This is a genomic window from Nostoc sp., assembly GCF_036917975.1.
Classification (GTDB): domain Bacteria; phylum Cyanobacteriota; class Cyanobacteriia; order Cyanobacteriales; family Nostocaceae; genus Nostoc.
This window is the reverse complement of record NZ_JBALEJ010000024.1, coordinates 263,511-290,359: the sequence shown is the minus strand read 5'-3', so window position 1 is coordinate 290,359 and position 26,849 is coordinate 263,511. Positions and strand designations below refer to the sequence as shown.

General features: G+C 41.8%; 18 protein-coding genes. 6 read left to right on the top strand and 12 right to left on the bottom strand.

Features of this window, described 5'->3' with window-relative positions; all coding sequences use genetic code 11:
* Positions 1–63: 63 nt before the first annotated feature.
* Positions 64–612: a phosphate-starvation-inducible PsiE family protein gene (locus tag V7K76_RS09730; protein ID WP_334776450.1), complete on the bottom strand. Its 549-nt coding sequence runs from the start codon at positions 610–612 to the stop codon at positions 64–66.
* Between the two features lie 88 nt (positions 613–700).
* A complete protein-coding gene (locus V7K76_RS09725; protein ID WP_334776449.1) occupies positions 701–1,624 on the bottom strand; it encodes a tetratricopeptide repeat protein in 924 nt (307 codons plus the stop codon).
* A gap of 563 nt (positions 1,625–2,187) precedes the next feature.
* On the opposite strand from V7K76_RS09725, the gene V7K76_RS09720 reads away from it, so the two are divergent.
* Entirely contained in the window at positions 2,188–4,236 is a 2,049-nt protein-coding gene (locus V7K76_RS09720) for an elongation factor G (protein WP_334776448.1), read from the top strand.
* A 78-nt stretch (positions 4,237–4,314) separates the two neighbouring features.
* Here the strand turns inward: V7K76_RS09720 and V7K76_RS09715 are convergent, their stop codons facing one another.
* The 4 genes from V7K76_RS09715 to V7K76_RS09700 form a co-directional block, all read right to left on the bottom strand.
* A complete protein-coding gene (locus V7K76_RS09715) occupies positions 4,315–4,740 on the bottom strand; it encodes a PIN domain-containing protein (protein ID WP_334950680.1) in 426 nt (141 codons plus the stop codon).
* Complete coding sequence (locus tag V7K76_RS09710) at positions 4,730–4,987, bottom strand: hypothetical protein (protein ID WP_334776446.1); 258 nt, start codon at positions 4,985–4,987, stop codon at positions 4,730–4,732. The genes V7K76_RS09715 and V7K76_RS09710 overlap by 11 nt, the downstream gene beginning before the upstream one ends.
* 195 nt (positions 4,988–5,182) lie before the next feature.
* Positions 5,183–6,151, bottom strand: coding sequence for a GGDEF domain-containing protein (locus tag V7K76_RS09705; RefSeq protein WP_334776445.1), 969 nt, complete (start codon positions 6,149–6,151; stop codon positions 5,183–5,185).
* The gene (locus V7K76_RS09700) at positions 6,148–10,278 is read right to left on the bottom strand and encodes a PAS domain S-box protein (protein WP_335029751.1); all 4,131 of its coding nucleotides are present in this window, start codon (positions 10,276–10,278) and stop codon (positions 6,148–6,150) included. Before V7K76_RS09700 ends, V7K76_RS09705 begins: the two co-directional genes overlap by 4 nt.
* A 225-nt stretch (positions 10,279–10,503) precedes the next feature.
* Between V7K76_RS09700 and V7K76_RS09695 the strand changes: the two genes are divergently transcribed.
* Positions 10,504–10,722, top strand: coding sequence for a hypothetical protein (locus V7K76_RS09695; RefSeq protein ID WP_334776443.1), 219 nt, complete (start codon positions 10,504–10,506; stop codon positions 10,720–10,722).
* Positions 10,723–11,829: 1,107 nt separating this feature from the next.
* Here the strand turns inward: V7K76_RS09695 and V7K76_RS09690 are convergent.
* Entirely contained in the window at positions 11,830–12,066 is a 237-nt protein-coding gene (locus tag V7K76_RS09690; protein ID WP_179066311.1) for a hypothetical protein, read from the bottom strand.
* A gap of 1,088 nt (positions 12,067–13,154) precedes the next feature.
* Here V7K76_RS09690 and V7K76_RS09685 point away from each other — a divergent pair.
* The gene (locus V7K76_RS09685; RefSeq protein ID WP_334776442.1) at positions 13,155–14,165 is read left to right on the top strand and encodes a cyanophycin synthetase; all 1,011 of its coding nucleotides are present in this window, start codon (positions 13,155–13,157) and stop codon (positions 14,163–14,165) included.
* 263 nt (positions 14,166–14,428) lie between these two features.
* On the opposite strand, the gene V7K76_RS09680 is transcribed toward V7K76_RS09685, so the two are convergent.
* From V7K76_RS09680 to V7K76_RS09670, 3 genes are all read right to left on the bottom strand, one after another.
* Complete coding sequence (locus V7K76_RS09680) at positions 14,429–14,776, bottom strand: hypothetical protein (protein ID WP_334776441.1); 348 nt, start codon at positions 14,774–14,776, stop codon at positions 14,429–14,431.
* A gap of 858 nt (positions 14,777–15,634) precedes the next feature.
* On the bottom strand, positions 15,635–16,114 hold the full coding sequence (locus V7K76_RS09675) for a YbjN domain-containing protein (protein WP_334776440.1): 480 nt from the start codon (positions 16,112–16,114) through the stop codon (positions 15,635–15,637).
* Positions 16,115–16,467: 353 nt separating this feature from the next.
* Positions 16,468–21,255 carry a CHAT domain-containing protein gene (locus V7K76_RS09670; RefSeq protein ID WP_334776439.1) on the bottom strand — a complete coding sequence of 1,596 codons (4,788 nt, stop codon included), beginning with the start codon at positions 21,253–21,255 and terminating at the stop codon, positions 16,468–16,470.
* A 207-nt stretch (positions 21,256–21,462) separates the two neighbouring features.
* Between V7K76_RS09670 and V7K76_RS09665 the strand changes: the two genes are divergently transcribed.
* Both V7K76_RS09665 and V7K76_RS09660 read left to right on the top strand, forming a co-directional pair.
* Complete coding sequence (locus V7K76_RS09665) at positions 21,463–23,298, top strand: ShlB/FhaC/HecB family hemolysin secretion/activation protein (RefSeq protein ID WP_334776438.1); 1,836 nt, start codon at positions 21,463–21,465, stop codon at positions 23,296–23,298.
* 477 nt (positions 23,299–23,775) lie between these two features.
* The gene (locus V7K76_RS09660; protein WP_334776437.1) at positions 23,776–24,030 is read left to right on the top strand and encodes a DUF7219 family protein; all 255 of its coding nucleotides are present in this window, start codon (positions 23,776–23,778) and stop codon (positions 24,028–24,030) included.
* Between the two features lie 217 nt (positions 24,031–24,247).
* On the opposite strand, the gene V7K76_RS09655 is transcribed toward V7K76_RS09660, so the two are convergent.
* A complete protein-coding gene (locus V7K76_RS09655; protein WP_334776685.1) occupies positions 24,248–25,279 on the bottom strand; it encodes a VOC family protein in 1,032 nt (343 codons plus the stop codon).
* 937 nt (positions 25,280–26,216) lie between these two features.
* Between V7K76_RS09655 and V7K76_RS09650 the strand changes: the two genes are divergently transcribed.
* Complete coding sequence (locus V7K76_RS09650; RefSeq protein ID WP_179066062.1) at positions 26,217–26,426, top strand: hypothetical protein; 210 nt, start codon at positions 26,217–26,219, stop codon at positions 26,424–26,426.
* A gap of 81 nt (positions 26,427–26,507) precedes the next feature.
* Here the strand turns inward: V7K76_RS09650 and V7K76_RS09645 are convergent, their stop codons facing one another.
* The gene (locus V7K76_RS09645; protein WP_334776436.1) at positions 26,508–26,825 is read right to left on the bottom strand and encodes a threonine dehydratase; all 318 of its coding nucleotides are present in this window, start codon (positions 26,823–26,825) and stop codon (positions 26,508–26,510) included.
* Positions 26,826–26,849 lie beyond the last annotated feature (24 nt).

The window sequence follows — 26,849 nt, the reverse complement described above, 5'->3', positions numbered from 1 at the left end:
ACTCCTATGTCTAGTAGAGACGCGATTAATCGCGTCTCTCCCACTCCCCATTCTCATAACAATTTATCCAAGCGGTTGGTTCTCATCGCATTGACGTGAATACTGTAATTCCAACTCATTTTGCCGTTCTCTACCTCCTCTATAGACAACCGGACAAAACTTAGTATTCGCGCTCATACAATCCATGTGTGGCGTTTTCGCACACACCACGAGTAGTCCACCTAAAACAAACAATAAACCACAAATTGCAAGCGTATTAACCCAATAAATTTCCAGCGCTCCGTGAACTACTACCTCTCGCAGTAGAGATACAATTGTTACCTCAACTGCCACTCCTACAGAGATACTATGTTCTTGCAAATAGACCATTAATAGTCGGAATAACTCGACTAAAATTAACACAAATAGTATTTTTGCAGTCATATGTTTATAGTCTAGTGGCTGCATGAGGGCGATAGCTATCCCCCACAATTGGATTAGCATGACGGCGAACAAACCCAAACACAAAACAATCACAATTAAGTCTTGAAAGGCTTCCATATTGCGAACAATTGAGTGCCGATCAAGCCAGCGATCGCTAAATAAAAATCGACTTTTCTGGCGCTTTTGCATGTACGTTTTTTCCAATCTGGACTAGTTCAGACAACACCAGCGAGTCAACCCAATAGTTTTATGTTATGCAATATTAAGCTTTTGCGCCTCAGCGAGGTTGGTAATTTAAATTTTGTACTTGTTGCAACAATTGCTCGGCATTTTTCGCCCACTGAGGATTCTTCTGAGTATTGTATAAATCTCTAGCAAATTGCAATACTTGTACTGCATCGCTATATTGCTTTAACTGCATAAAAACTAACCCTGCACCATAATAAGCATTGGGATAATTAGAATTAGCTTCGGCTGATTTTCTAAAAGCCTCTAATGCCTCTTTTAATTTACTTTGTTGAAACAAAATTGAACCGAGGTTGTAGTAAGCTTCGGGATACTTTGGATTAATTTTTACTGCCTGATTAAAGGCACTTCTTGCTTGATCGAGTTTACCTTGTTGGAGATAACACATCCCTATATGGTAAGGAGGTTCTGGTGCATTTTTGCTATATTCTATGGCTTTTTTAAAAGATGCGATCGCTCGTTTACAATCTCCTTCCTGCTCTCGTACCAACCCCAAGTTATAATGGGCGAATCCGAGTTTGGGATCAATTTCTAGCGCTCGTTGTAAGTAATCGCTAGCTAACTGTAAATTATTGCCTTCTAACAACGCACCGCCTAAATTAGCAAAAGCTGGAGCAAATTTCGGATCAGCTTGCGTCGCTCGATAAAATGCATCGGCGGCGGGTTGCAATTGTCCCGTTTGTCGGTATGCTAGCCCTAAGTTATAGTACGCTGGTGCTAATGTCGGATCTAATTTAGCTGCTTGTTTAAAGGCAGCGATCGCATCTTGTACCCTTCCCGCCTGAATTGCTTGTAAGCCTTGATTTAACCTGTCTATGGCAGTTTTAGCATTAGATTGTGCCAGCTTTGAGGCGACAGGAGGAGATAGAGCAAGAGAGGGGAAGGAAATACTCACAACCAGCAACGTTAAACTTACTAACCCTGCTATGCGATATTTAAAGAATGATAATCCCATTGATTTTCTGACTCGCAACACTTTCAGTTAAATTTACTTCATAAAAAGTTTGTTACAAAAGTTTTTGATTTGCTATAAAAATTTGTGATATTTAACTTTTCTTAAGCTAAATCTTACGACAGGCTACGATTTTTTTAACTTTCGATTAAAAGGAGCATAATAACAAATTAAAGAAGGGGTAATTTTGACTAGCGATTTTAGATTTTAGATTTTAGATTTTGGATTAAAAGAATTTTTAGTTCATGCCCCGCCCCTTGTGGGCGGAATAAATCTAAAATCCCAAATCCAAAATCTGACGCTCGTTCGCGTAGCGTGTCGCAGACAAGACTCGCTAACGCAACGCTTTCAAGCCTTGTCCCCTTGTGGGCGAGGTTAATCCAAAAGAAGCTCTCTACGAGACGCTGCGCGTAGCTTGCTTCTCTGTAAGAGTACGCGGACTCGCTTGCCGCCGGCGCTATCGCAAATCCAAAATCTAAAATTGTTTGACTCCAGAGAACTATTTTTTATCCCTTGATATCTACGGAATAATGCGGTTATAAAAGACTTACCGCAAGGGGGGTTTTATGAACAAAAAAGTAAAATCGGGTTCGCGGAATGTTGCAATTGTCGGGCCTTATTTAAGTGGAAAAACCACTTTACTAGAAAGCTTGTTATTTGTCACAGGGGCAATTTCTCGTAAAGGAAGTGTTAAGGACAGCAATACAGTGGGAGATAGTGCAGCCGAGTCGCGCGATCGCCATTTCAGTGTAGAAGTCAGCGCCGCTAGCACCGAGTATAACGGCATTCGCTTCACTTTTCTTGACTGTCCGGGAAGTATAGAATTTGCCCAAGAAACATACAATGCTTTAATCGGAGTGGATGCCGCAATTGTAGTTTGCGAACCCATCCGCGAACGAGTCCTCACCCTCGCCCCTCTATTTAAATTCCTGGACGATTGGGAAATTCCCCACCTCGTTTTCGTCAACAAAATGGATCGGGCAAATATTCACGTTTTGGAAACGTTACACGCCCTGAAAGCAGTATCTAGCCGTCCTCTGGTAGCGCATCAATATCCCATCATGAATGGGGAACAACTCACCGGCTTTATTGATATGGTGAGCGAACAGGCATATCAATATCATCCAGGCGCACCTGCTGACCCTATTCCTTTCCCCGAAAATTTAAAAGAAGAAGAACATGCAGCACGGGCAGAAATGCTTGAAGCTTTAGCAAATTTTGACGACCATTTACTCGAAGAACTTTTAGAAGACATCGAACCATCCCAAGAAGAAATCATCAAAGATTTAAAAATGGAATTAGGGGCAGATTTAGTAGTGCCCGTTTTCTTTGGTGTGGCGGAACAAGATTATGGTGTTAGACCTCTATTAGAAGGTTTGTTACGGGAAGCCCCCGAACCAGAAACCACAGCAGAACGCCGCTTAAAAAACTTAAAAGGCGATACAGCTTTAGCCCAGGTATTAAAAACTTTCTACACTCCTCAAGGTGGCAAACTCTCTCTAGTGCGTGTTTGGCGGGGCAAATTAACTGATGGCATTGTCCTCAATGGTATTCGCACTGGTGGAATTTACCGCCTTATGGGACAACAACAGCAGTTTGTTAATGAAGTTGGCGCTGGTGAAATTGTCGCATTGAGTCGTTTAGAAGGAATTAAGACAGGGGATACAATCTCCACAGAACCGCAAGCGGTGATGGAATTACCCAAAGCTGTACAGTTGGAACCTGTGTATGCCCTCGCCATTACCCCAGAAAAGCGCAACGATGAAGTTAAACTCAGCAGTGCTATTACCAAGTTGTTAGAAGAAGACTCCTCGCTTGCTTGGGAACAACACGGCGACACGCACGAGGTAATTCTTTGGGGGCAAGGTGAGATTCATTTGCAAGTCACCCTAGACAGACTGCGCCGCAAATATAACTTGCCGATGACAACCCACTTGCCGCAAGTGCCTTACAAAGAAACCATCCGCAAAACAGTGGCTTCAGTTCATGGACGCTACAAACATCAAAGCGGTGGTCACGGACAGTTTGGTGATGTTTTTCTCGAAATCAAGCCTTTACCACGTGGTACAGGTTTTAATTTTAATGAAACCATTGTCGGCGGCGTGGTTCCTAAACAATACATTCCTGGCGTAGAAATGGGCGTGCGGGAATTTCTCACACATGGGCCTTTGGGCTTTCCAATAGTGGATTTGGCCGTAACTCTAACTAATGGTTCCTATCACAACGTTGACAGTTCCGAACAAGCCTTTAAGCAAGCTGCCCGATTGGCAATGCAAACGGGGATAACCCAAGCGGAACCTACCTTGTTAGAACCAATTCTGCGGGTGGATGTTACCACACCGAGCGAATTTACCTCCAAGGTGCTGCAACTGTTGAGTGGTAGACGGGGGCAAATTTTAGGCTATGAGGGCAGAAACGATTGGCAAGGCTGGGATAATGTCTCTGCCTACTTGCCACAAGCAGAGATGCAGAACTTTATTGTAGAATTGCGATCGCTCACCTTGGGCGTTGGTTCCTTCCACTGGGAATATGACCATCTCCAGGAAGTGCCGGAAAAGCTTGCCGAATGTGTCATTCACAGCAATGGCAATGGTAGTAACGGCAACGGTAAGTAATTTTGAATTAATGTAAATTTGCGTAGCATCGCTCCAAGGCTGAGATTCCCGACTTCTTGAAGAAGTCGGGAATCTTTTTCAATCTATAAAAGGATTTGTAAACCGCACGCCTTCAACCATTGCACCTGATGCGAAGTCTTCAGTATAAATTTCTTCAATTTGGTTGAGTCGCGCCGTTGCCCAAATTTGCGCGTCCCAAAATCCGAAGTGATGGGTTTCCACGCCGCGAATTGTTTCTAAAGAGATGAGTCGTGTAATATCAACAACATGGCAAGCAGATAAATAGTTACGAATTCGCACCAGCGCCTCAGCCGGAGTTAAAAGCGATCGCCGAGTCCGGGTTGTGTCCATAAAAAACTCTCCCAACACTTGGGTACTAATTACGGCCTTACGAGAACGAATCAATTGGTCAGTAAGTGCGATCGCTCGTTCCTGTTTTGCAGTATCTAGTGGGTCGTAAATGTAAACGAGAATATTAGTATCTAGTAAAACCCTACCGTTCATAAAGGTCTTCACGCTGCCAATCCCGACCTCCAAGTTGAGCCGGTCGAGTTTTGATTTGGTCAATAAATTCTCTTTCGGCTTCCCACATTGCAAGATTGCTTTGGGGTGGAGTTATTTCACCAAGATGAAGATCAATAGCTTGGCGAATAATCTCTGCTTCACTTACACCCGCTTGTTGAGCGATCGCCTTTAGTAGATGCTCTTGACGTGGTTCAATATAAATCTGCTTACGAATTTTGCTCGACACAATTTAGGTTGTACATAATGTATACATTACATTATACATTATTTGGGAGTAGAGATGCGATCGCTCACCTTGGGCGCGGATGCAAAAGCTTTTCGCGCAGCCACTGTCCAAGGGGTTGATTTTAATGAACCTAGCACACTTCAAAATAAGTACCAGCAAAAAACTTTTCAAACAACCTCTTAAAGAAGTTGACAACTAGCAGGAGTTTTTACTTCTCGGTAGTAAAATATTTTGCACAAAGCGATCGCGTCCTGCTGCCTTTGCTTGATACAATGCCTGATCCGCTGCGGCAATCATTTCTTCTAAGTCAGAATCGGCCTGAGGAATTTCTGTCGTAAACCCAACACTAATGGTTACATGAGGACTAACTTGGGAATTTTTATGAGGAATTGCTCGTGTTCGGACAGCATGACAAATTTTGTCGGCAACATAAGTCGCCCCCTCGGTGTCTGTGTTAGGTAAAATCACAGCAAATTCTTCGCCGCCATAACGGGCAACTAAATCTCCTGGGCGTTTAATAATATCTTTGATGGCTTGAGCGATTTCTTGAAGACAGCGATCGCCTATCCGATGACCGTATGTATCATTATATAATTTGAAGAAATCAACATCGCAAAGAATTAAGGAGAGCGGACGTTGTTCGCGTTTTAGGCGCTGCCATTCTTGGTTCAAATACTCTTCAAACCGTCGGCGATTAGCTACTTGAGTTAATCCATCGATAGTAACTAATCTCTGCAATTCCGTATTCACGGCTTCCAGTTTTTGCTGTAACTGAGATTGCTCAATCAAGCGTTTGACTCGTTGTCGCAAAACTGGCCAGTGAACTGGTTTGGTAACATAATCCATTGCTCCCACTGCAAATGCACGGTCAACTGACTCTTGATCCTCCAGTCCTGTAATCATTAAAACTGGAGTGTGCTTGTTATAATCCAAAAGCTGTAACTGAGTGCAACACTCGAACCCATCCAGATCCGGCATTATGGCATCAAGGAGTACTATATCAGGGTGCAGTTGCTTAAAAACAGTTAAAGCCTCTATACCATTTTGAGCTTCTGCTATTTGATAGCCTTCCCGCTCCAAGAAATGCCGCAGTATCAGGCGAATAAAAGGTTCATCATCAACAATTAAAACTAAAGATTGGCTTTCTTGAGCAGTGGCTTTCATGGTACTTCCTTCGCAAGTTCTTTTTCTAAAGCAGTTTTAACTTGTCCATATTCCTGATATAGTTGTGAAAATAATTCTAGGATGTTTTCTAATTTACTGCTGCGCCCTTGTGCTTCTAACACCTTGCAAAGCTGCGCCAAGGCGATCGCTCCAACAGAAGCACTGCTGGACTTGAGTTGGTGAGCCGTCTTCCATAGGGTTTCGGTATCCTGATTTATAATAGCTGTGTTTATATCTTCAACTAATCTCGGTGTTTCTGTAAGATAACACTCAATTAGTTGAGCAAATACCAAACGATCTCCTTTGACCATATTCCGCAAGGATTGGAGGATTTTAGGATCAATATTATTAGCGCTTTTTAATGTCTGGTTTTGCCCTGACTGTAGAATATTTGGCGAAGGTTGCAATTCTGGGTACATCACTTTCTCTTGTTTGACTATGGAAGTGAATTCAGAACTTCTTTGAGGTGGACATTTGCTGAGAGCCTGAGCTAACTCTGGAAGCTGAATCGGTTTGCTAATGTAGTCATCCATACCAGCAGCAAGACAAATTTGGCGATCGCCCCGCATTGCATTAGCAGTTATGGCAATGATATAAGGACGAAAACCCACTCCCCATTCTTGACAGATTCTCCGAGTTGCTTCCAACCCATCCATTTCTGGCATATTGACATCCATCAACACTACGTCATAAGGCTGTTTTCGCAAAGCTGCGATCGCTTCTAGCCCATTCGTGACGACATCTGCTCCATAACCTATTTTTTGCAGCATCAATAGGGCAACTTTCTGATTGACAACCGTATCCTCTGCCAAAAGAATCCGCAGTGGCAGTCGATGGGCTAAATGCCGATCAACCAAGGGAAAATGAGAAACACTGGCTGGGATCGGCTGATTTCCCAAAAGACGGGTAATAACATCGTAGAGCTGAGACTGTTTTATGGGTTTACTCAAAGAGGCAGCAAACTGAACATCATTAAAGTCAGAGGAAGTTTCTACTTTACCCAAAGAAGTCATAATCACTAAAGGCAGATTTTGACAACTAGATTGCTTACGGATTTGACGAGCTAGGGTTATGCCATCCATTTCTGGCATCTGCATATCTAAAATGGCAATATCAAACTGTGTTCCCTGAGCAAGTTCAGCTAAAGCTTCTTTCGCAGATTTGGCAGCATAAGTTTCCATCTTCCAAGACTCTACTTGCAAACAGAGAATTTGGCAGTTGGTCAGATTGTCATCCACAATCAAGATTCGCTTGGATGCCAGATGCACTGGCGGAGTGCTTAATTCCGGTTGTTCTGACTGAGCAGCTATTTTGGTTGTAATAGTGAAGTAAAATGTTGAACCTTGGGAAGAATCAGGAGATGATAATAATTTTCCATTTTTCCATTTAGGGCTAGGATTGCCACCGACAAATCCCTGGCTTTCTACCCAAAGAGTGCCACCCATCATCTTACTAAGCCGCTTGCTGATTACTAGTCCTAGCCCTGTGCCGCCATATCGTCTAGTCATGGAGACATCAGCCTGAGTGAAAGGTTGAAATAATCGCTCTATTTTATCTGGTGCGATGCCAATACCTGTATCTTTGATAGCAAATTGAATTTGGACTGGGGACTGGGGACTGGGGATTGGGGACTGGGGATTGGGGATTGGGGATTGGGGACTGGGGGCTGGGGACTGAGGATTGGGAATTGGAGATTGGGTAGTGGGGATTGGGGACTGGGTACTGGGGATTGGGAATTGGAGATTGAGGACTAAGGATTGGGAAGAAGTTTCTTGATCCAAATCCCCATGACTCCTTATGCTGAATCCCCAGTCCCCAGTCCCCAGTCCCACAAAGAGTAGCACTTCTCCCTGTTCAGTAAATTTAATGGCATTGTTGAGAAGATTCATCAAGACTTGGCGTAGACGAGTCATGTCGCCGATAATCTGAGTTGGAACTTGGGGTTGGATCAGGTAAACTAATTCGATATTCTTTTGAGCAGCTTTCGGAGCTAAAAAGGAAATAGCCTGCTCCACACAAGCCCTTAAATCAAAAGGCTGTTCTTCTAATTCCAGTTTGCCCGACTCAATTTTGGAGAAATCTAAAATATCGTTGATGATGGCGAGTAAAGCATCTCCGCTACTGCGGACTGTTTCCACAAAGTCTTGCTGTTGAGGCGTGAGGTCAGTATCCAGCAGTAAGCCTGTCATGGCAATAACAGCATTCATTGGAGTCCGAATTTCGTGGCTCATCATCGCCAGAAACTCACTTTTTGCGCGATTTGCGGCTTCTGCGTTACGTTTTGCCTGCTCCAAGGCAAAGTTTTTCAAGGTAAGTTCTTCCCGTCGGCGCGTTTCTTGTTCCAGTAATTGAGCTTGTGCTAGAGCAATACCTAGTTGAGCCGCCACTGCTTCTAGTAATTCGATTTCGTCTTGTGTCCACTGGCGAAAATAGCTGCACTGATGTAAAACGATCGCACCATTGGGTTCTCCTTGATAGGATGTGCGGATTGACAGCATAGACTTCAGCCCAATTTTTCGGCAGATCGCTTCAGCCTCCTGGAGTAAAGGATCAACGTACACATCACAAGAAGCGATCGCACTTTCTTGTGCCATCATCTGCTCTATATAAGGATTATCAGTCAGGGAAACTTCCGATCTCAACATAGTGTAGCGATCGGGGAGTGTATTATATTCTGCCACGAATGGAATTCGGGGTGTGGGGTAACTAATGTAAGAATGAATCAGACAGCGTTCAACTTCAAATGCTTGGCCAATTTGGGTAGCAGCCGTCTCAAAGATTTTGCTAGTATCGAGACTTTGCCGAATTTCCTGAGTAATTTGTTCAAGTAGTAGAGTGCGATGCAATTGCCTTTGCAGTGCCTCCTTAGCCCGTTTGTTTTCGGTAATGTCGTGATTAATGCTAACAGTGGCGATCGTTTCTCCCTGTTCATCCTGTAAGGAAACTACGGTTGTTTCAGAAATTCCCTCACTACCATCTTTACGAATAAAGTGTATTTCCCCCGACCAGCGTCCCTGCTGGTTGATTGTTTCGAGAATTTTACTGCTTAATGTTGGGGCTACTTCCGGCTGTTGCAGAATACTGGAAGTTTTAGCTAAAACCTCTGCTTTGCTATAGCCATACATGGTTTCGGCAGCAGGATTCCAGTCAATAATATTGCCGATTAAATCTGTGATAATTACACTATCATGCATGTTTTCAAAAGTAAGGGCTTGCCGATGTAGACTCGCTTCGGCAAGCTTGCGTAAGCGCAACTCTTCGTAGACATCGCTAATATCTGTCTGAATCCCAATAAAGTGGCTTAACTTGCCATTTTCGTCATAGATCGGAGAAATACTTAATTCATTCCAGAACAAAGTACCATCTTTGCGATAGTTGCGGAGAACCACTTTACAACTCGTTCCAGCTTGAAGAGATGAGCGCAATTCATTGAGTGCTGGTTGCTGGGTATCTGTGCGCTGCAAAAATCGACAGTTTTGCCCAATCACCTCAGTCGCACTGTAGCCTGTTATTTGCTCAAAGGCGTGGTTGACGTAAATAACCGGATTGTAAGCGAGTCTAGCATCGGCAATAATAATTCCATTACTGGTAGCAGCAAGCGCCCTCTCCCTCAGTCTCAAGGTTTGTTCAACCATCTTTAAATCAGTAATGTCAAACATAAACCCCCTGAGCATGGTAGGAGTTCCTGCTTCTTCAACTACACTAACAATGTCTCGTAGCCAAATAACTCGCCCATCGGCTGCTAACATTCGGTATTCTAATTCGTGATTTTCGCACCTAGCAGTTGCTTCTTGGCGAAAACAAACAGACTTTTGCTTGTCATGTGGATGCAGATGATTAACCCAAAAATTTTCCTTGTACCATTCTGCGATCGCATAATTTAACAAGTCTACCGCTTGCGGTCCAACGTAAGTAAATCGCCAAGTCTTCAAATCTAATTCCCAAGGGATGACTTTGACAGTTTCCAACAGCTGTCGCGAACGATTTTCACTGGTGCGGAGGGCAATTTCTGTCTGTTTCTGTTCAAGAATCCGATGACTTAATTCCTGATTTATTGCTTTTATCTGTTGGTTACTTGCTTTCATCATCAAGGCGAAATAGATTGATAATATCAGGGTGATAACCATAAATAACCCTGCAATCAATACTATTTGTGCGAATAACCTCGGAGTTTGGATTAAAAGTCTCTGCCAAAGTAGGACTACAGAGATTGAAAAGACAATCCCCAGCAACAGCGCTAGTAATTCTTGTTTGCGGAAAAATTTCACAGCTTTAAACCAGTCATATCAGTACTGTTTGACCATTTATTAACCCTCCAGCACTTTCAGGGCTTATCAGAGAAAGCAGTCCCGATGAAACAAGTTTCAAAAGCGAATGGCACTAAGAAAAGATATAGCCCTTGCCCTGACTGGTTCCCAGCCTCCAGGCTGGGAACCAGTCAGGGAGGCTCCGCCTCCAGGGGCTTGACGAGAGGCAGCAGCCCCTTGGAATACATTCCCAGCCTAGAGGCTGGGAACGAGGTGACACAAGCCTTTAGGCTTTTCTTAGTGCCATTCTTTCAAAAGCCTTGAATGAAAGAATAACTGGGGACTGGGGACTGGGGATTGGTATTTTTACTCAGCACTCACCACTCAGCACTTTCAAGTCAGGAGGTAGACAGCGCAGCATCTCTTAGAGAGCGTCAGGCAGCTATTGCAGGAGTAAAGAACTATAAATAATTTCTGGACTATTACCCATTTTAAAAAGAAGAATTGTATCTCGCGCTATAGGTCTTGATACAAAGCTTCCAGTCTTGCTTCAATCCCACGCTTTTCAAGGTGAGTTACTCCTTCCTCCTGAGTACACTAACTTTTACTTCTAAAGAATTTAAAATATCAATGTCAAGGGTACAATTACGGTTTTTTTAAGTAAAATACTTGTATATAATCTTGGCAAAAAAACTTAATAATTTATAGTTATTAGGACTAGTACAAAAAGGCAAAAGTAAAAAGGCAAAAGTGAAAAAGCAGAGGAGCAGAGGGGCAGGGGAGCAGAGGAGAAAAACCACCCACAAGGGGTGGGGCTTCAACCAAGGAAGCGAGGGAGCAAGGGAGCTATCGCCCACAAGGGGCGAGGCTTTGAACCTTATCTTTTTCGTAAAAAGAAAGAATGCTTATTTTGTAAGCTTTCTGGCTATTTTAAATGGGTGGTTTATTTACGCTGTGTTGTACTAGCTCTTTCAAGGTGAGTAACAATTTTGCTCAAAAAATTCCTCTTTAATCTCTTAACTCTGTGTTCTCTGCGTCTGGAGTGGTTAAATAAATGCAGAGGCACAGAGAGAAAAACAGAGATTTTACGAGTCACCTTGAAAGGGCTAGCTGTTGGACAAATAACCTTGCATATTACCTGGAATTAAAACTATTGTGGAGTGGGCATCTTGCCCGCCCTAGTTATGCAAATTAAAAGTACATTAGCTTATTTGAGCGAACAAAATTCAGGAGTTAGAATAGTTAAAGAATAAAAGAACATTTGATGAATAAATATGCTAATTATTCTGTAGTTCTTATAAATTCTGACTCCTGGGTGCTGAATTCTTACGGCAGTTTTAGTTTTTAGCGTAAACCCAAGCGTATTGGGTTATTGTCACCTGTAAGCTGTTACCTATTTTTTTAAGATAGGTCTATTTCTGTACTTATATTTTAAATTACAGCTTCTTGGCGTTGACAATCAAAAACAACCATATAGGAAGCATTTGGTATTTCCTGAGGGAGGTGTCGCATATAGCCATCAGCATCAGAACGGGTGCGGAAGCGAGCAACAATTTCCTGTTGTGTATTAGGAACTAGACGAGCGATCGCCCAAGAATTGAGGCGTTCTTTATAAGCAATAGCCTGATTGTCTGATTTAGAAGCTTTGTTATCCGTATTTTCTGGCATAATTATGTTATCCGTATGAAGTTTAATGAAGGGCGTTAATTAGTTTCTAGGTAGGAATGCACTAACGCTTTTTTTTATGGTGCTGCCACCTTGTTATTCGATTATTAATAAATTGTCAACAGTTAGCGCTATATTTTAGACCAACTTAGTCGAAATTTTCAGATAGTTATGAATCTCAAATCCTTAATCTGCAATTGTTTCCAGCACACAAAAATGCTCAAGCAAATAGTTTGGCAATTATTTGGTTTGCATGATTTGTATGCCTACACATAAGTAAAGTCCGCATCAGTGGTAAAGCGAACATCAATGTCTGAAAAAGTACTATTAGAAACTCACTGAAAAAAGAACAATAACGCGTGTAGAATTAATAGGTAAGCAGACAACCGCTTAATTTTTTTATAGTGCGATACCTACGGTCAAGCTATATTGTGGGCATTTACGTTTTTTATAGTTAGTTTAGAATAATATTTAAATTTTCATAGTTTATAAGAAGAATTCAGAACTCAGGAGTCAGAATTCAGTATTCAGTATGAATTATGTAAGATTGGGTAATGAATATTGGTTAAAACCTTACTTCTCTACGAGACGCTACCGCGAACGTCCCGCTACGCTAATGCCCCTGGCGGACGAAAAAAATTAAAATATTCTCGCCTTAAAACTCTATCCCTTTATGGGTAGAGTATTCTGAATTCTGAATTCTGACTCCTGTTTTATTTAGATATTAAAAAAAGTAATTTTTCCTAAAACTTTTATCAAACAGAATACATGCGTCAGTCGTCAGAATACAGGAAAGGTATTCTGTATGACTGGCGGATAGCACAGCGTAAAGCCTTACGCTAATGCGAACGGCATAGCTTCTCTACGAGACGCTGCGCGTAGCTTGCTTCCCCGTAGGGATACGCTATGAGCGAGTCAGACGCTCAAGGATTCGCTTTGCACGCCGCTATCAAGCATCTTGATTCTGACTCCTGAATTCTTCTTCAATATATGTGTAGGAAAAATATGTGTTGCAATTATTTAATTTAAAACGTCTTGACTAACTGCCATAAAATAGGTAAGATTTTCCCGACAAAAATATGGTTTTGATAATGAAAACACCATTTGTAACATCAATAATTCAAAAACTAGCAGAGGAAATGGAAGCAGTAGTTTTGGTAGACCCAGAATGTACAGTTTTAGGAATGATTACGTTTAAAAATGGCAATAAAACTTTTTTTCGTAATAGCAGTTTTAGTATTAATTCTTTTGCTTCTGTAGCAATAGCTAAAGATAAAGGGGCTTCAAATTTTTTTCTAAATAAATTTGGTTATAAAGTTACTGAAGGAAAAACATTTTTTTGTGAAGAATTATGCGAAGAAATAGCCGATCTCAAGAATATAGATGCCGGATTTTATTATGCTCAAAAGTTAGGATTTCCTGTAATTGTCAAGCCGATTAATCTCAGTCAAGGAACGTTTGTTACAAAGGTTCATAGCAAGCAAGAATACTACCAAGCAGCCAAGAAAATATTGCGAAAAACTTCAGGATTTATTGTTGAGCGATTCTATAGTGGCAATGATTATAGAATTGTAATACTTGATGATGAAGTAGTTTCAGCATATCAAAGAATTCCTTTATTTCTCATAGGAGACGGTAAATCTAATATTTTGGAACTTATGCAACAAAAACAGGAAAGTTTTATCAATAATGGTAGAAAAGAAATTATAGATTTTGAAGATTATAGAATCAAAACAAACTTGCGAAGACGGAAATTAAAGTTTAATACTGTTATACCCAAGAACAATATAGTCTATCTTTTAGACAATGCAAATTTATCAACTGGAGGTGAGGCAGTAGATTTCACTGAAAATATACATCCTGATTTTCAAAAATTAGCAGTAAATATTACAAAAGATATGGAATTGAGATTAGCAGGTGTGGATATTCTGACTAACGATCTAACGTCACCAATGCTAGATTACACACTCCTTGAAGTAAATGGCGCTCCTAGCTTAACTCACTACGCTTCATTTGGTGAAGTTCAGACGAAAAGAGTAGAAAATTTATATCTCAAAGTTCTTAAAGTACTTGAAAACAAGAATAATACAGAAAAGCATTGATTTTGATTGGAGACGGAGTAACTCTTACTCCGCTTTAGCTATCTCTTTACAACCCCTTCGGGGCGGGAGTAGGGAGTAGGGAGTAGGGGAAGAAATTAGCCCTCGATTTAGGTTTAAAGCCGTACTTCGTCCCGCTACGCGCGTTCGCGCTAGCGTCTCGTCAGAGAAAAAATCCTTGTATCGCATATTAGTTGAAACCCCGCTTTTCGGAAAAGCTTTCTTAGTTTCCCTACTCCCCACTCCCTACTCCACACTCCCTTTCATTATTCCTTATCTAGTAAGGATTCAAACTCAGCTTGTAAGGCGGTTATATCTGCTAATCTTGTGACTAGTAAATTATCCTTACCAGCATCACTTAAACGTACTTTCCAATAACGAATACTGTCTGAGTTGTTCAACCAAAACTGAATTACGGTATCTACTACTTGATCTAGATTCCAACCCCATTTTGCTGGAACTGATTCTACTGATTCTAGAAATGTATCTAGTGTACATGTATACATTCCCAAATATTCCACACCTTGCTGGTGTGATTTTTGTCCACTTTGCTGTTGGTGATTAAAAAACTGCAAAAGTGGAGAGACTCCTACGATGTCAAAAGTATATTTCATGCTAGTACTCCCAGTTTTAAACTATTTTTAGGGAAGATTTAGTTTTTTCTAAAATCACGTCTGAAAGGAACTAAAGCATCTAGAAAAAGTTTAGATTTGGTTTAGATCATCGGCATTAAACCCCAGTCACGTCGCTTCTCTACGAGACGCTGCGCGTAGCTTGCTTCCCCGCAGGGGTACGCTCCGAATTCAAAATTCAAAATGACGCTCGCAGACTCGCTAACGCTGCGCTAACAAAATTCAAAATTAATGATCCCCATAAATAAATTTAGGGGCTTGTATCATGAGTCGTTTTCGGTCATAAATTAGCACTGGCAAGCGTTGAGTGCTAATATTTATTTAGAAATTTGATTGATTATTAAAGAGTTTCAGGCATTAATTAAGGGAATGTATATATTTTTAATAATTATTTAATGTTTTGCGTAAGTCCCTATCTTGTCTGCGAGATGCTAACGCAAACAAAGTACTCATAAGATATAACTTGAAAAGCGCTGTAAATTGGTGGTGCAGTTCTGAAAGTGTCACTCACCATACTGGCCTTTTGATTGAAGCAGTGATACGATTTATTTGTGTGAGGAGCAAGTTAAAAATAAAAAGCGTCTGGGGTGGAAACACGGCAACACTCCCAGGCGCTTTTTAATTGGTATACAGAAAAAGTTTTTGAGATAATCACCTAAAGTTCAAAATATCGTATAGAGCTTTTGCTGTATAATCAGTAAACTTGGTGCATTCATGGCATGAGGCGCGATCGCTCTGCACGTTGGTAAAATATTCTGCACCAAATACTTAAGCAAATAGATCGGCATCCGATGCAGCAATAGCCAAATCTAAAATCCAAAATCCAAAATCCAAAATTCCTTAAGTCGCACCAAATTCAGCCTGTAAAGCTTCATCGTTATTATCAGCGATCGTTGCCACAATGGTAATTATCCGAGATACTTCGCCAGGAGCTAATTCTGCTAAGGTGCGTGTCGATATTACAACTACGCGATTTTCAATAATACCGAAACGTGCTTCAAAAGTGCTAGAGCAGTTCAACTCCAAAAGATAACGCAGCAATCTAGGTTCATCTTTAGCAGGTAGATTTAGCACTGTAGACCAAACCGTTATGGTGTCTTCATCGGTTGTGCCATTGAGTTGGACAAAGACTTCTACACTTCCGTACTTAAACTTCCACAGATAGCCACCTTCTGGAGTGTGGCTAACCATCGCACTATCATCTTGTTCCAAAGAGTCGATGACATTTTCAATTACCTCCACATGGTTAATACTGGTTGTCTCAGTGATTAGCCCATTAATGGATTCGTTACTAGTTAGGGTTTCTGGGTAGCTTGTCATACAGATTTTTTTCTCAACATACTCGCTATTTTATCTACACATATCTGATAATACCAATTTGAAAAAAGAATGCGGCAAATGGTAAATGTTGACTGGAAGCAGGATTTGGGCGGGTGTGATGGTAAGGAAACTAGAGTCACTGCTATATCAGCAGAAAGCGATCGCTAATTTTTTGTAATCATCAGAGCTTGTTGGAGGAGCGTTGCTGATTGCGGTATGAAAAATAATTTTGCGTTATTTTAAAATCCTTGTAGAGACGTTGCATTGCAACGTCTCTACATCCAAATTCATACCTCGATTCAGCAACACCGTTGAATGATGCGATCGCAAGCAATTACTCTCTATTCCCATCTTCACCAAGGATTACCAACCATTGTAAATCCAGCCCAGTAATAAGGATGCGTCAGGGATTCATCAGGACTGTCAGCAGGTAAAGGCAAGTTCCCGGCTATTCCCAAACCTTGCACTTGTCCATCCTTTACGTAAATCTGCCCTTTGGCCATAGCTACCTGAGCCTCTCTCAGGGCTTCTGCCTTAATCGGGGCTGTTTTTAAGTTCTCATAAAATTTCGTCATCAGCGCTGCTGTCCCAGCATCATTAACCGACCAAAGACTAGCAACGCTAGTTTTCACACCTGCCAACACTGCTAAACCCGCAAATCCTAGTTCGGATTCTTCATCACCCAAAGCTGTTCTACAAGCACTCAGCACTAGCATTTCAACTTCGGGTTCATTGAACCGCAACTGTCGTAGTTGATTCAAGCGTAACTTGTCTTCCCACAGTTGAATATAGGAATTACTCAAAGCGCCAGTAGCAAAATCGGCATGGGTTGCCATGTGAATAATTCCAAAAGGTTGTTGGCGGCGGATGGTTTTGAGATTGTCTAAGGTGGCTTGCTTGTCTAACAATAATTTGCCTTGCCAGAGTTTAGACACCAGTGTTGATAATTCCAAGGGAACTGCTGGTAAAGGTTCTTGTCCTTGTGTACTCTGAGAAACCCCCAAAGCTAAAATTTGAGATTTTTTAATGTCTTTATAAAGGGTGTTAGTCAAGCTAATACTCGGCATCAAGCCAATACTATATTTTTCTACTAGAAACCCCTTACCATCATGAAGCGCTGCCATTGGGGTTGAACGTAAGCCAATATCTGGTAGAAAGACCAAATTATTGATTTGTCTTGCCTGTAAATCTGCCTCTAGTGGTGCAATAATCCAGCGATAAAGTTGTTGAGATGAACGCAAGTAACCCGTGCGGCGACGATTTTGTGGACTAACTATTTGGTCACGAAATTCTTGAGCGACTTGGAGAACTTTGGCTCTGGTAGTTTCTGGGATGCGCTTGCGGATCGGATCGCCTTTTCCTGTTACTACGACTATTTCCAGTTGGTCGCTATCTTGTTCTGCGAGAGTATTCAACTGTTTAGTAGATTTTTGAGCTTTGCCAAAACTTCCCTCTGGTATAACTTCCACAGGAACAAAGCTGATATAGATAAATGCAGGTTTAACGCCAGTAGCTTCTTCAATTTTGCGAGCAATTTCTTTGGCATCATCTAGGGTTTTGATTTGAGGAGTGGGTATGCCTAAATAGTCGGCAAAATCATCTGTGAATTTATCTTCGGGTGTGGGATCGGTATTAATAATGGGGTTGTCAATCTTAGGATTATTAAGGCCAGGGACATTCGGTTTATCTGGAGTACATTGGAATGAGCAAGGGGGAGGATTGGGGGTAAAAGTTGGGGTAGGAATTGGGGTAGGAATCTGACTGACATTAATTCCTATCTGTACAGGTGCAGAAGACGAAACGCGGTCATTTGCACTAATTACAAAGGCATTTAGTGAACCATTCACATCAGTTGGAGGGGTATACACCAAAGTATCACCGCTAGATAAGGTAGTTACACCAGGGATGACAGGAAGGCCATTGACAGTCAGGTTTCCTGTATTCACTACATCAACCTTGATGAAGGTGATGTCATTATTAGCATCGCTGACGAGTGGAGCCAAACTAGAGAACGTCAAGGTGACTGCTTGATTAGTCTGGGTATTGGGTAGGGATGAGTTTGCCGTTAATATCGGCGGGGTGTTGACAGATGTAATGGTGATTCGGGTTGGAGTGCCAGTAGCATCTCCACCATTTGGCAAAACTGGAAAGTTGCCAGAAGCGAGGATTGAAGTGTCTCCCGCATCAATTGTTCCGGCTGTGCCATTGGTACTCGTCGCATCACCTACGATAAATGGCACATTATTTTGACCACCATCATGTCGAATTGCGACATTACCTCCCGCAATCCTAGTGGTTCCTCGTTCTCCCAAATTCAAAATTCCGCCAGTAGCGATGGTAGTACCTGTGCTTCTTCCTTGCACCAGTCCATTTGTCAGCACTTGCACATTGCCACCTTGAACGGTGTTACCATCACCAAGGTTTGCTGTGGCCGTTGTGTTGATGCTGGTAAAATCAATTGTGCTGCCAGCAGGATTGGTAGTCTGTAAAGTAACGTTGCCAGATATAGCGTTGCCACCTCCAGTATTGACTACAGATGAGTTAATTGCCCCTGTGGTGATATTGCTTGCGGCATTGAGAGTTACTGAGCCACCAGTTGTATTGTCGTTGGTGTTGAGGTTGCCTAAGGTAATTGCACCATTAGTACTGGTGACACCTATACTGCCAGATGATCCATAGCCAGTTCCACTGGCAATAATGTTGCCTCCACTAATATTGCCACTTGCAGACAAAGTTACATCCCCACTTTTACCGAAATTACCAGTTGTGTTTAGATTTCCCAGTGATAAGCTGGCTCCTGAAATGCTGATTTGTCTGCCGTTAGTGTTGATGGTGTTGCCTGTACCCATCGTAAATGCGCCGACACCGTTATTGTCTGCATCTGCGGTAAATGTAATTGCTCCTCCAACATTATTCACAAAGTTTAAAGATACGCCATTGTCAATTGTGATGTTGTTAGTTGCTTGTAGAGTAACAGCAGCATCCTGACTTTGTAGAGCATTTTGGGAAATAGTGAAAGTCGCTGGAGTCGCATTTTGGAAAATTACAGGCAAAGAGCCATCCTGCGGTTGTGGAGCAGTAGCCACAATATTGATATCGGTTGGGTCTAGTAACAAGTGACCAATAATACCATTTTTAGCAGTCAGGTCAGCATTACCACTGTAAATCAGGTTTTCCTTACCCGAAACTTCCACAAAACCACCATTGCCAGAGTTAAAACCGCCACGAGCAGTAATATTACCCAAAAATTCTGTTTTCTTGTCACCCCAAATAATTATGCGTCCGCCATTTCCATTCAATTTGCTATCAGCTGCAATAACGGAGTTTGAGTTAACATAAGTCTGATCGGCGTTGGGTAAAGTCCCCTTACCTTGATAATCACCGCCAATTAGCACAGTACCGCCACCATTGGTTCCAGAGGCGTTAATGTTGGCATCAATCACCGCGACTCGTTTGCCCAAAGCAGTTACCGTACCGCCTGTTTGACTTGATACATCCACTCTTCCAGAAACAATGGTTGTCCCTGGTGTTGTGGGAATTGTCACATTAGAGGCTGTTAATTTTACCGTTCCATCAGGATTAGCAGTTAACCCCGTGTTCCCAACTGTGAGCAATTCAGGTAAAGATGCAATGGGAATTGTCCAGTTGGTGGGTTGGCTGCTACTAGAGGCGAGGGGCTGAATTTCTAGACTTAACAGATTTCCTGGCTGACTAAGACGCACCCAATTTTCCCCTGGTACGGATGTGACAGAAATCTGTCCTCCTGGTGCTGAAAGTTGCCCAGTGTTGACTACAGTACCGCCCAATAAATTCAAATTTTGCCCAGCACCTACTGTCAAATTTCCAGCATTGGCGATCGCTCCTGGCTGGTTCGTACTAAAGGCAAATCCGTTGGGGTTTCCAACTAGATTACTGTATTCATTAACACCGATAGCGTTAAACCAACTGCTGCCAAAACCAATGCCGTTAGCTGTTGTCACCGTGAAAGCACCAGGCACATTTAAACTGGCGTTTGCTCCAAAAATAAATCCGGCTGGATTCATCAAAAAAAGGTTAGGATTGCCACCTGTTACTTGAATTAAGCCATTAATAACCGAGGGATTCCCGCCTGTAATTCGACCAAGGATATTTTGCAGCGATGGACTAGCTTGAAAATTAGCGATTTGTTCTGGTGAAATCCCAAATTGCTGAAAGCTGTGGAAAAGGTTTGCACCATCTCTAGAAGTTGTGCCGCCAGTAATATCAAATCGATTACCGTTGGGTGTAACAATTGTGTTTGTCCCATCCTTAGCAGGAACTATTTGTTGTGCTTGGGCTAATCTGGGACTTATCAGCGAGGCAATAACTAGGACTGAAGCGGCGATATTAGACAATAAAGATTTTTTGCGCCGCAATATAAAGCGACCTGTGAGTAATTCTACATCGATTTGTAACTTATCTGCTAATCCGCGCCGCCAAAGTGCTTGGGCGATCGCTCGTTTAGACCAGAGTATTTGTTCTTTTTGTCTAGTAACAGAGATGCTTTGAGAATGATTTCGATACAAGTAAAGAGGCTGTTTGATTTGGCGTACCTGGGTTATTTCTGAAAGTCTTAGACACAGTTCGTAATCATAAGCACTACCACTAAAAGATGCATTTACACCTCCCACGCGATCGTAAACTGAACGGCGCATGAGGCGGAAATGGAAAGTCATGAAGTTTATCAACAGACCTTCTGGAGAGTAGGGAATGTCACAACGATCGCCATAGCCGATAACTTTGCCATCTCGATCAATATTTAAGTAGTCGGTATAAACAAATCCTGTTTCTGGGTGCTGGTTGAGAACTGTAGCGGTTTGAGCAAGAGCGGTAGGAGTTAGGATATCATCACTGTCTACGATCCCAACGTAATTGCCGCTAGTTTGGCTAATGGCCGCCTTGCAAGCCGCAGCAACTCCCTGATGATGTGCTTGAACTACCCGCACTCGCCCATCTTGTTGAGCATATCTGTGAGCGATCGCCACTGATCTATCTGTAGAGCCATCATCCCAAATTAATAGCTCAAAGTCTTGCCATGTCTGCGCTAAGACACTAGCGATCGCTTCTTGAAGGTAAGACTCGCGGTTGTAATTGACGATGACAATGGAGATCAATGGCGACATCGAAGTATTCCCAAGTTTTTTACCTGTTACCACAATATAATGCTAGGGACTATCACTTAGAATAAATCGCTGTTAATTATAGTTTTAGTTACAAATCTTTTGAAATCTGAATATCAAAAATATGATATTGAAATACTCATGCACCCATAGCATACTCAAAAACTAAAATCAGCCCAGTCCTTAGATAAGGCGTCCCACTGAGGAGAAATGAGAAAAGAAACAGAAACTAGTGTTAAGCCAAAAGCGACGACTCAGCCAAGAATTGCCTGTTTCTCTCATCAGTTAGAAACTTGGCGGAGTTTGGCAACTACTAAATGGAGTAAGCACAGTTTCAGTTTTCAGTGTGGCTTACTAATTCTGCCTGCGGTCTGGATTTTAACTGCAAATGAACTGAAAGCTACAGCGAATATTTTTACACCTGACTCAGCTAAAAATAGCAGTCAGCCAGAGTTACAAATAGTACAAGAAACAGAACCTAGCCCGACAACTAAACCCAATCAAACCGAACCGAAACCACAACCAGAAACACCACAACGCATTCGGGTTCGTAAAATCCAGGTTGTAGGTAGCACAGTTTTTAATGAAAATGACTTTAATCCAGTAGTCAAACCGTTTGAAGAACGGGATTTGACTTTAGAAGAAATCAGACAAGCCGCAGATGCTATTACCCAGCTTTACCTAAATAAAGGTTATATAAATTCCAGAGCAGTTCCAGACACTAAACAATCTAGTACCGCAGATGGAGTTGTAGTAATTCGGGTGTTGGAAGGGCGTTTGACTGAGATTGACATTGAGGGGACGCGGCGATTAAACCCATCTTATATTCGTAGTCGCATTCAATTAGGTGCTGGTATCCCTCTCAATACTGGTAAGCTCGAAGAACAACTAAAATTGTTACGACTCGATCCCCTATTTACCAATGTAGAAGCGCGTCTGCGGCCAACGGGTAAGGTTGGTCAAAGTGTTCTCATTGTGAGAGTTGAAGAGGCAAAATCTTTAACTAGTAGTTTTGGTGTAGATAATTATTCGCCTCCGAGTATTGGTGCAGAAAGATTGGGTGTTGAACTGCGCGATCGCAATTTAACCGGTATGGGAGATGAGTTGGCCGGTTCCTATTACCATACACTCTCTGGTGGTTCCGATGCCTTTGATTTTAGCTATCAGATTCCCGTGAACGCCATGAATGGCAAAGTGCAGATTCGAGCAGCATTGAATCGCAACGAAATCACTGAGCCACCTTTTAATGCTTTTGGCATTCGGGCAAACCAGGATCTTTATGAAATCAATTATCGTCAACCACTGATGCGATCGCCTAAAGAAGAATTTGCCTTATCTTTAGGATTTACCTATCAAGATGGTCAAACTTTCCTCTTTGATAACCTCGCAACTCCCTTTGGCATTGGGCCTGGTGCCAATGGCGTGAGCCGCACCAGTGTAATTACATTTGGTCAAGATTATATCAAGCGCGAACCTCAAGGAGCTTGGTTTTTGCGATCGCAATTTAACTTTGGTATTGATATATTAGATGCAACTATCAACAATAGCCCCATACCCGATGGTCGCTTTTTTAGTTGGCTAGGTCAAGCCCAGCGCGTGCAGCAACTGAGCAACAATCATTTATTGCTCATTCAAGCAGACTTGCAGCTGACACCAGATAGCCTTTTACCTTCCCAGCAATTTGTCATTGGCGGTGGACAATCTGTAAGGGGATATCGTCAAAATATCCGTTCTGGGGATAATGGATTTCGGGTAGCGATCGAAGATCGGTTTACAGTGCAGCGTAATGAATCTGGATTATCTACAATTCAACTTGCGCCATTTGTAGATATGGGAGCCGTCTGGAATCAGTCTAATAATCCTAATCAGCTACCCAATCAAACTTTTTTAGTGGGTGCAGGCTTAGGATTCTTGTGGAATCAGGCACTGGGAATTGATAATCTCTTTATGCGCCTCGATTATGGATTTCCATTCATCGATCTGAGCGATCGTGGTAATAATGCTCAAGATAATGGCTTTTACTTTAGTCTTCGCTATCAACCCTAATAATTTTGGCTCCACCGTACTTATTATGCTAAATTCACAGTTTTCAAGACGCGATAAATCGCCGTCTCTACAAGTTTTTTGGGCTTATCTGATTTCTCGTGTCTCGTTCCCAGTCTCCGACTGGGAATGCCGTCCTAAAGGCTCCGCCTCCCTTGCTGGCGGTAGAATCGCCAGGGATTGAAACCTCGTCGCACCAACCCCCTACACCCTTATACCCTTATACCCCTACACCCCTAATGAAGCCTTCTTCACCATATTGGTGTTTTCCGTAAGCAAAATGCTATTTTACTTACTAAAAATGCTATTTTGCGTTTGATTTCAGTATTTTCCACAGTTAACGACCTTTTCTTGCTGCGTTACTCTAATTTTTAAAACTAAGAATATTCAATTTTTCTGGAATTTAAATTTTCCGGTGTGTATTTACACACAGAGAAAAATTAAGTCTATAACTTTAACAAAGAATTACAGGAGTAAACTATGACAGAATCTAACTCGCAAGACAAAAACAACTTTCTTTATCCTCGTAGTCGGTATTATGGTAAATTCCAGCCAGAAAACTTAGTGTTTAATGCTAACCTCCAAGAATTTGCCCAAAAAATTAGTTACATCACCTGCCTTGAAACAGGGGGAAAACTGTCTCAGGATGAAGCTTACGAGCAAATTAAGGTACTTTGGAAACAGTTAAAACGCAGTAAAAAGCAACTGGCTATTAGTGAAAATAAAGAAGTTTAAACTAATGGGCATTGGAAAGAGGCAGAGGGGCAGGGGGCAGGGAGAAAAGAGGGAATTTTACGATTCTCCCTCATCGCTCTTAGGAATAAGAATTAAATAACATACAATTTATGTCCCTGGTTTACCTCACCCTCAATCCCTCTCCTTATAAAGGAGAGGGAGGTTAGAGATAGGATAAAGTTTTGCATTCTTATTTAATCCATGTTCCTTATACGAGTTAATTACCTTCTACCAAAGTCCAGAAATAGCCATCTGGTGAGACAAAAGAGAAACTCGTCTCGCCAAATTCATTACTAATGATGTCTGTAACTTTTTGTGCAGTACTTGCCTTGATGCGATCGCTATACTCCTGTATTCCCTTAACCCGATAGGTATATAAAGACATACCCAAGCTACCAGGTTGGGCTGCCTCAAAGCGCGATTCTAAATCAATGGATTCTGGGAATCGAATCACATAAAGTCTACCACTGCGTGTAGCCATGAGGTCAGACTGAGAAGAACGAGGATCGTCAAAGGTAGTGACAATAAACTTTTCACCAGGATTCAGGTCAAAAATATCTTTGCCGGCTGGCGAAGATTCATAGCTAGTTTCGACACCATCCCGCACACGCAGCAAACCCAAAACTTCTTCATAAAACTTTAGGGTTTCTTTGCTGTCATCTTGAACAATAATCCCCATGTGCGTAAACTGACTAGTCTTGAGTGCCGCATTCTGGTTAACTTGTCCGTAATGCGGTAGTGTATAGCCAAACCGTTGAAATAAAACCTGTCTAGCTAAGGGTTGCAGCAGCAGCATTTCTCGCACACCAACTGCTGGCTCAATAAAAGGACGACTTTTCCTCTCTTTGTTGTAGATGACTTCCCAATAAGGGTTAGAGTACCTAATAGGGAAACCTGCGGCCTTTGCATCTTCTATATGATTTAAGATACTTAAAACATCCGCAGTTAAGCTTGTTGCCCAACGATTCCCTTTAATTTTCATTGACGCTGTTCCCAAACCTTCATGGGTGGGATTTTGCCAAACCATCAGCCGAATCAAACCATGATCTGCATTTTGGTGATATAGGCGAATTGAGCGTAAAGACGAATTCACCCCATATAATTGATGGGCTACATCTGCGGTTAATTCACCCACTTCACCAATGCGATAGCCAAATTGCTCCCAATACTGAATTGCAGAAATTGGCTCTGGGATGCCGATGCAGACTTCATAGATACCTTCAATAGCGGTTTGTTGTTCGTGAGTCATAATGGGTGCTGAGTTAGGAGTTAGGAGTTGGGAGTTGGGAGTTTTCATGCAGACACATGGAAACAAGAGAAAAGGAAGTGTTTACAAAAGTATCTCAGAAAGAATCTGAAAAACAACAACCTTTTTTTGTAGCTTATGATGTACTTACAAAAGTGAGATATCTAATAGACATAGGAGTGAAAATGAATGTAGAGACGTAGCAGTGCTACGTCTCTACAAGGATTCTGGATAACGCATATTTAATTTCTGGAAATGTCTAATATATAAAGTTCAAAATTCTTCTGATTACACGTAATTAGCGATCGCAATCAAGTTTTTTTAACAGGAGTTCAGCGATTGCTTGCCGCAGGCTACCATAGAGGCGCAGAGGATACAGAGAGAGGAAAGAGAAGGAAAAAATTGCTTAACTGAAATGTATTGGGTTTGACCCCTCACCCCTAAAACCTTGGTTTGGCGTTGCTTTCCCGCCCTGAAATAAATTTCGGGCTAAGAGCTACTGTCCGTTGAAACGGACTCAAATCAGGGAAATCAAGAGCAATAGATAATGATGGGTTAGACCCCTTATTAATTCGCCAACAGTCTCATAGAATTCGCGGCTATACTGGCATTGTCCGCCTCCGCAGACTAAGGTCAAATCAAGGTTTTGAAACCCAGGATCGGTAGCTTTTGTTTGTATAGACGTGGTTTCTAACCGCCCGTTTTGCTTTCAGGGTAATGACTAATGACTAAATCGGCGGGCGGCTATACTGGACACCCCCTCTTGAAGGTATGGGATTCCCGCCGGTTTTCGTTGACATTATCAAGATGAAATTGATACCATTTCAAGGTTTTAATTTTTGTGTTATACTTAAATAAACATTGCTATTATTAAAGAATTGAAATATAGCAATATGTTTTTCCTTTAACTAAGCAAATTCCTGGGCAAGGTTGGTATTAATTGAAAATTCAAGCGTTGGAAGTCAAGGCTGGCGATCGCATTATTGCTTACTGCAACAACAAAATGCAAACCTGCAAGGTAAAACGCATACTAGATCCCGGTCAAGCTAATATCACACTATCAGTATTCACCTCTGAGAATTATCGTGGTTGCTCAGTTTCATCTATAGTTCGCTTTCATAGTAACGCTTTGGTTGATTTAGTAAGTTAAAAATCAAGTAAATATTCAATCTCAAAAATATTTCTAGTTCTTGTCCAGCTTCAAGCTGGACAAAATTTTTCTAAGAAGAATTCAGAACTCGTTCTTTTTCACATCACGAGCCATGTTGAGGTAGTAGTCGTCAAGCTTGGCATTAGGACGACGGCGGTTAGTGGTAGAAATTTTACTAGTGTTATCACGGTTCGTTTCAATTGGCTGTTTAGCGGCAGCTTGCTTTATACCTTGCACTTCATCAGATTCCAAGAAATAACCAGAACTAGTGAATCCGAAAAGCTTGGCAAAAAAACCAAATATATTTCCGACAAAATTAGAAAAACTTTGGAATAAAACACCAAACAAGCCTTCAACGCGAAGGAAAAAGTTCCGAATAGCTTGAGTTAGCCGAAGCATGACACCACCTTCAATGATTGCCTA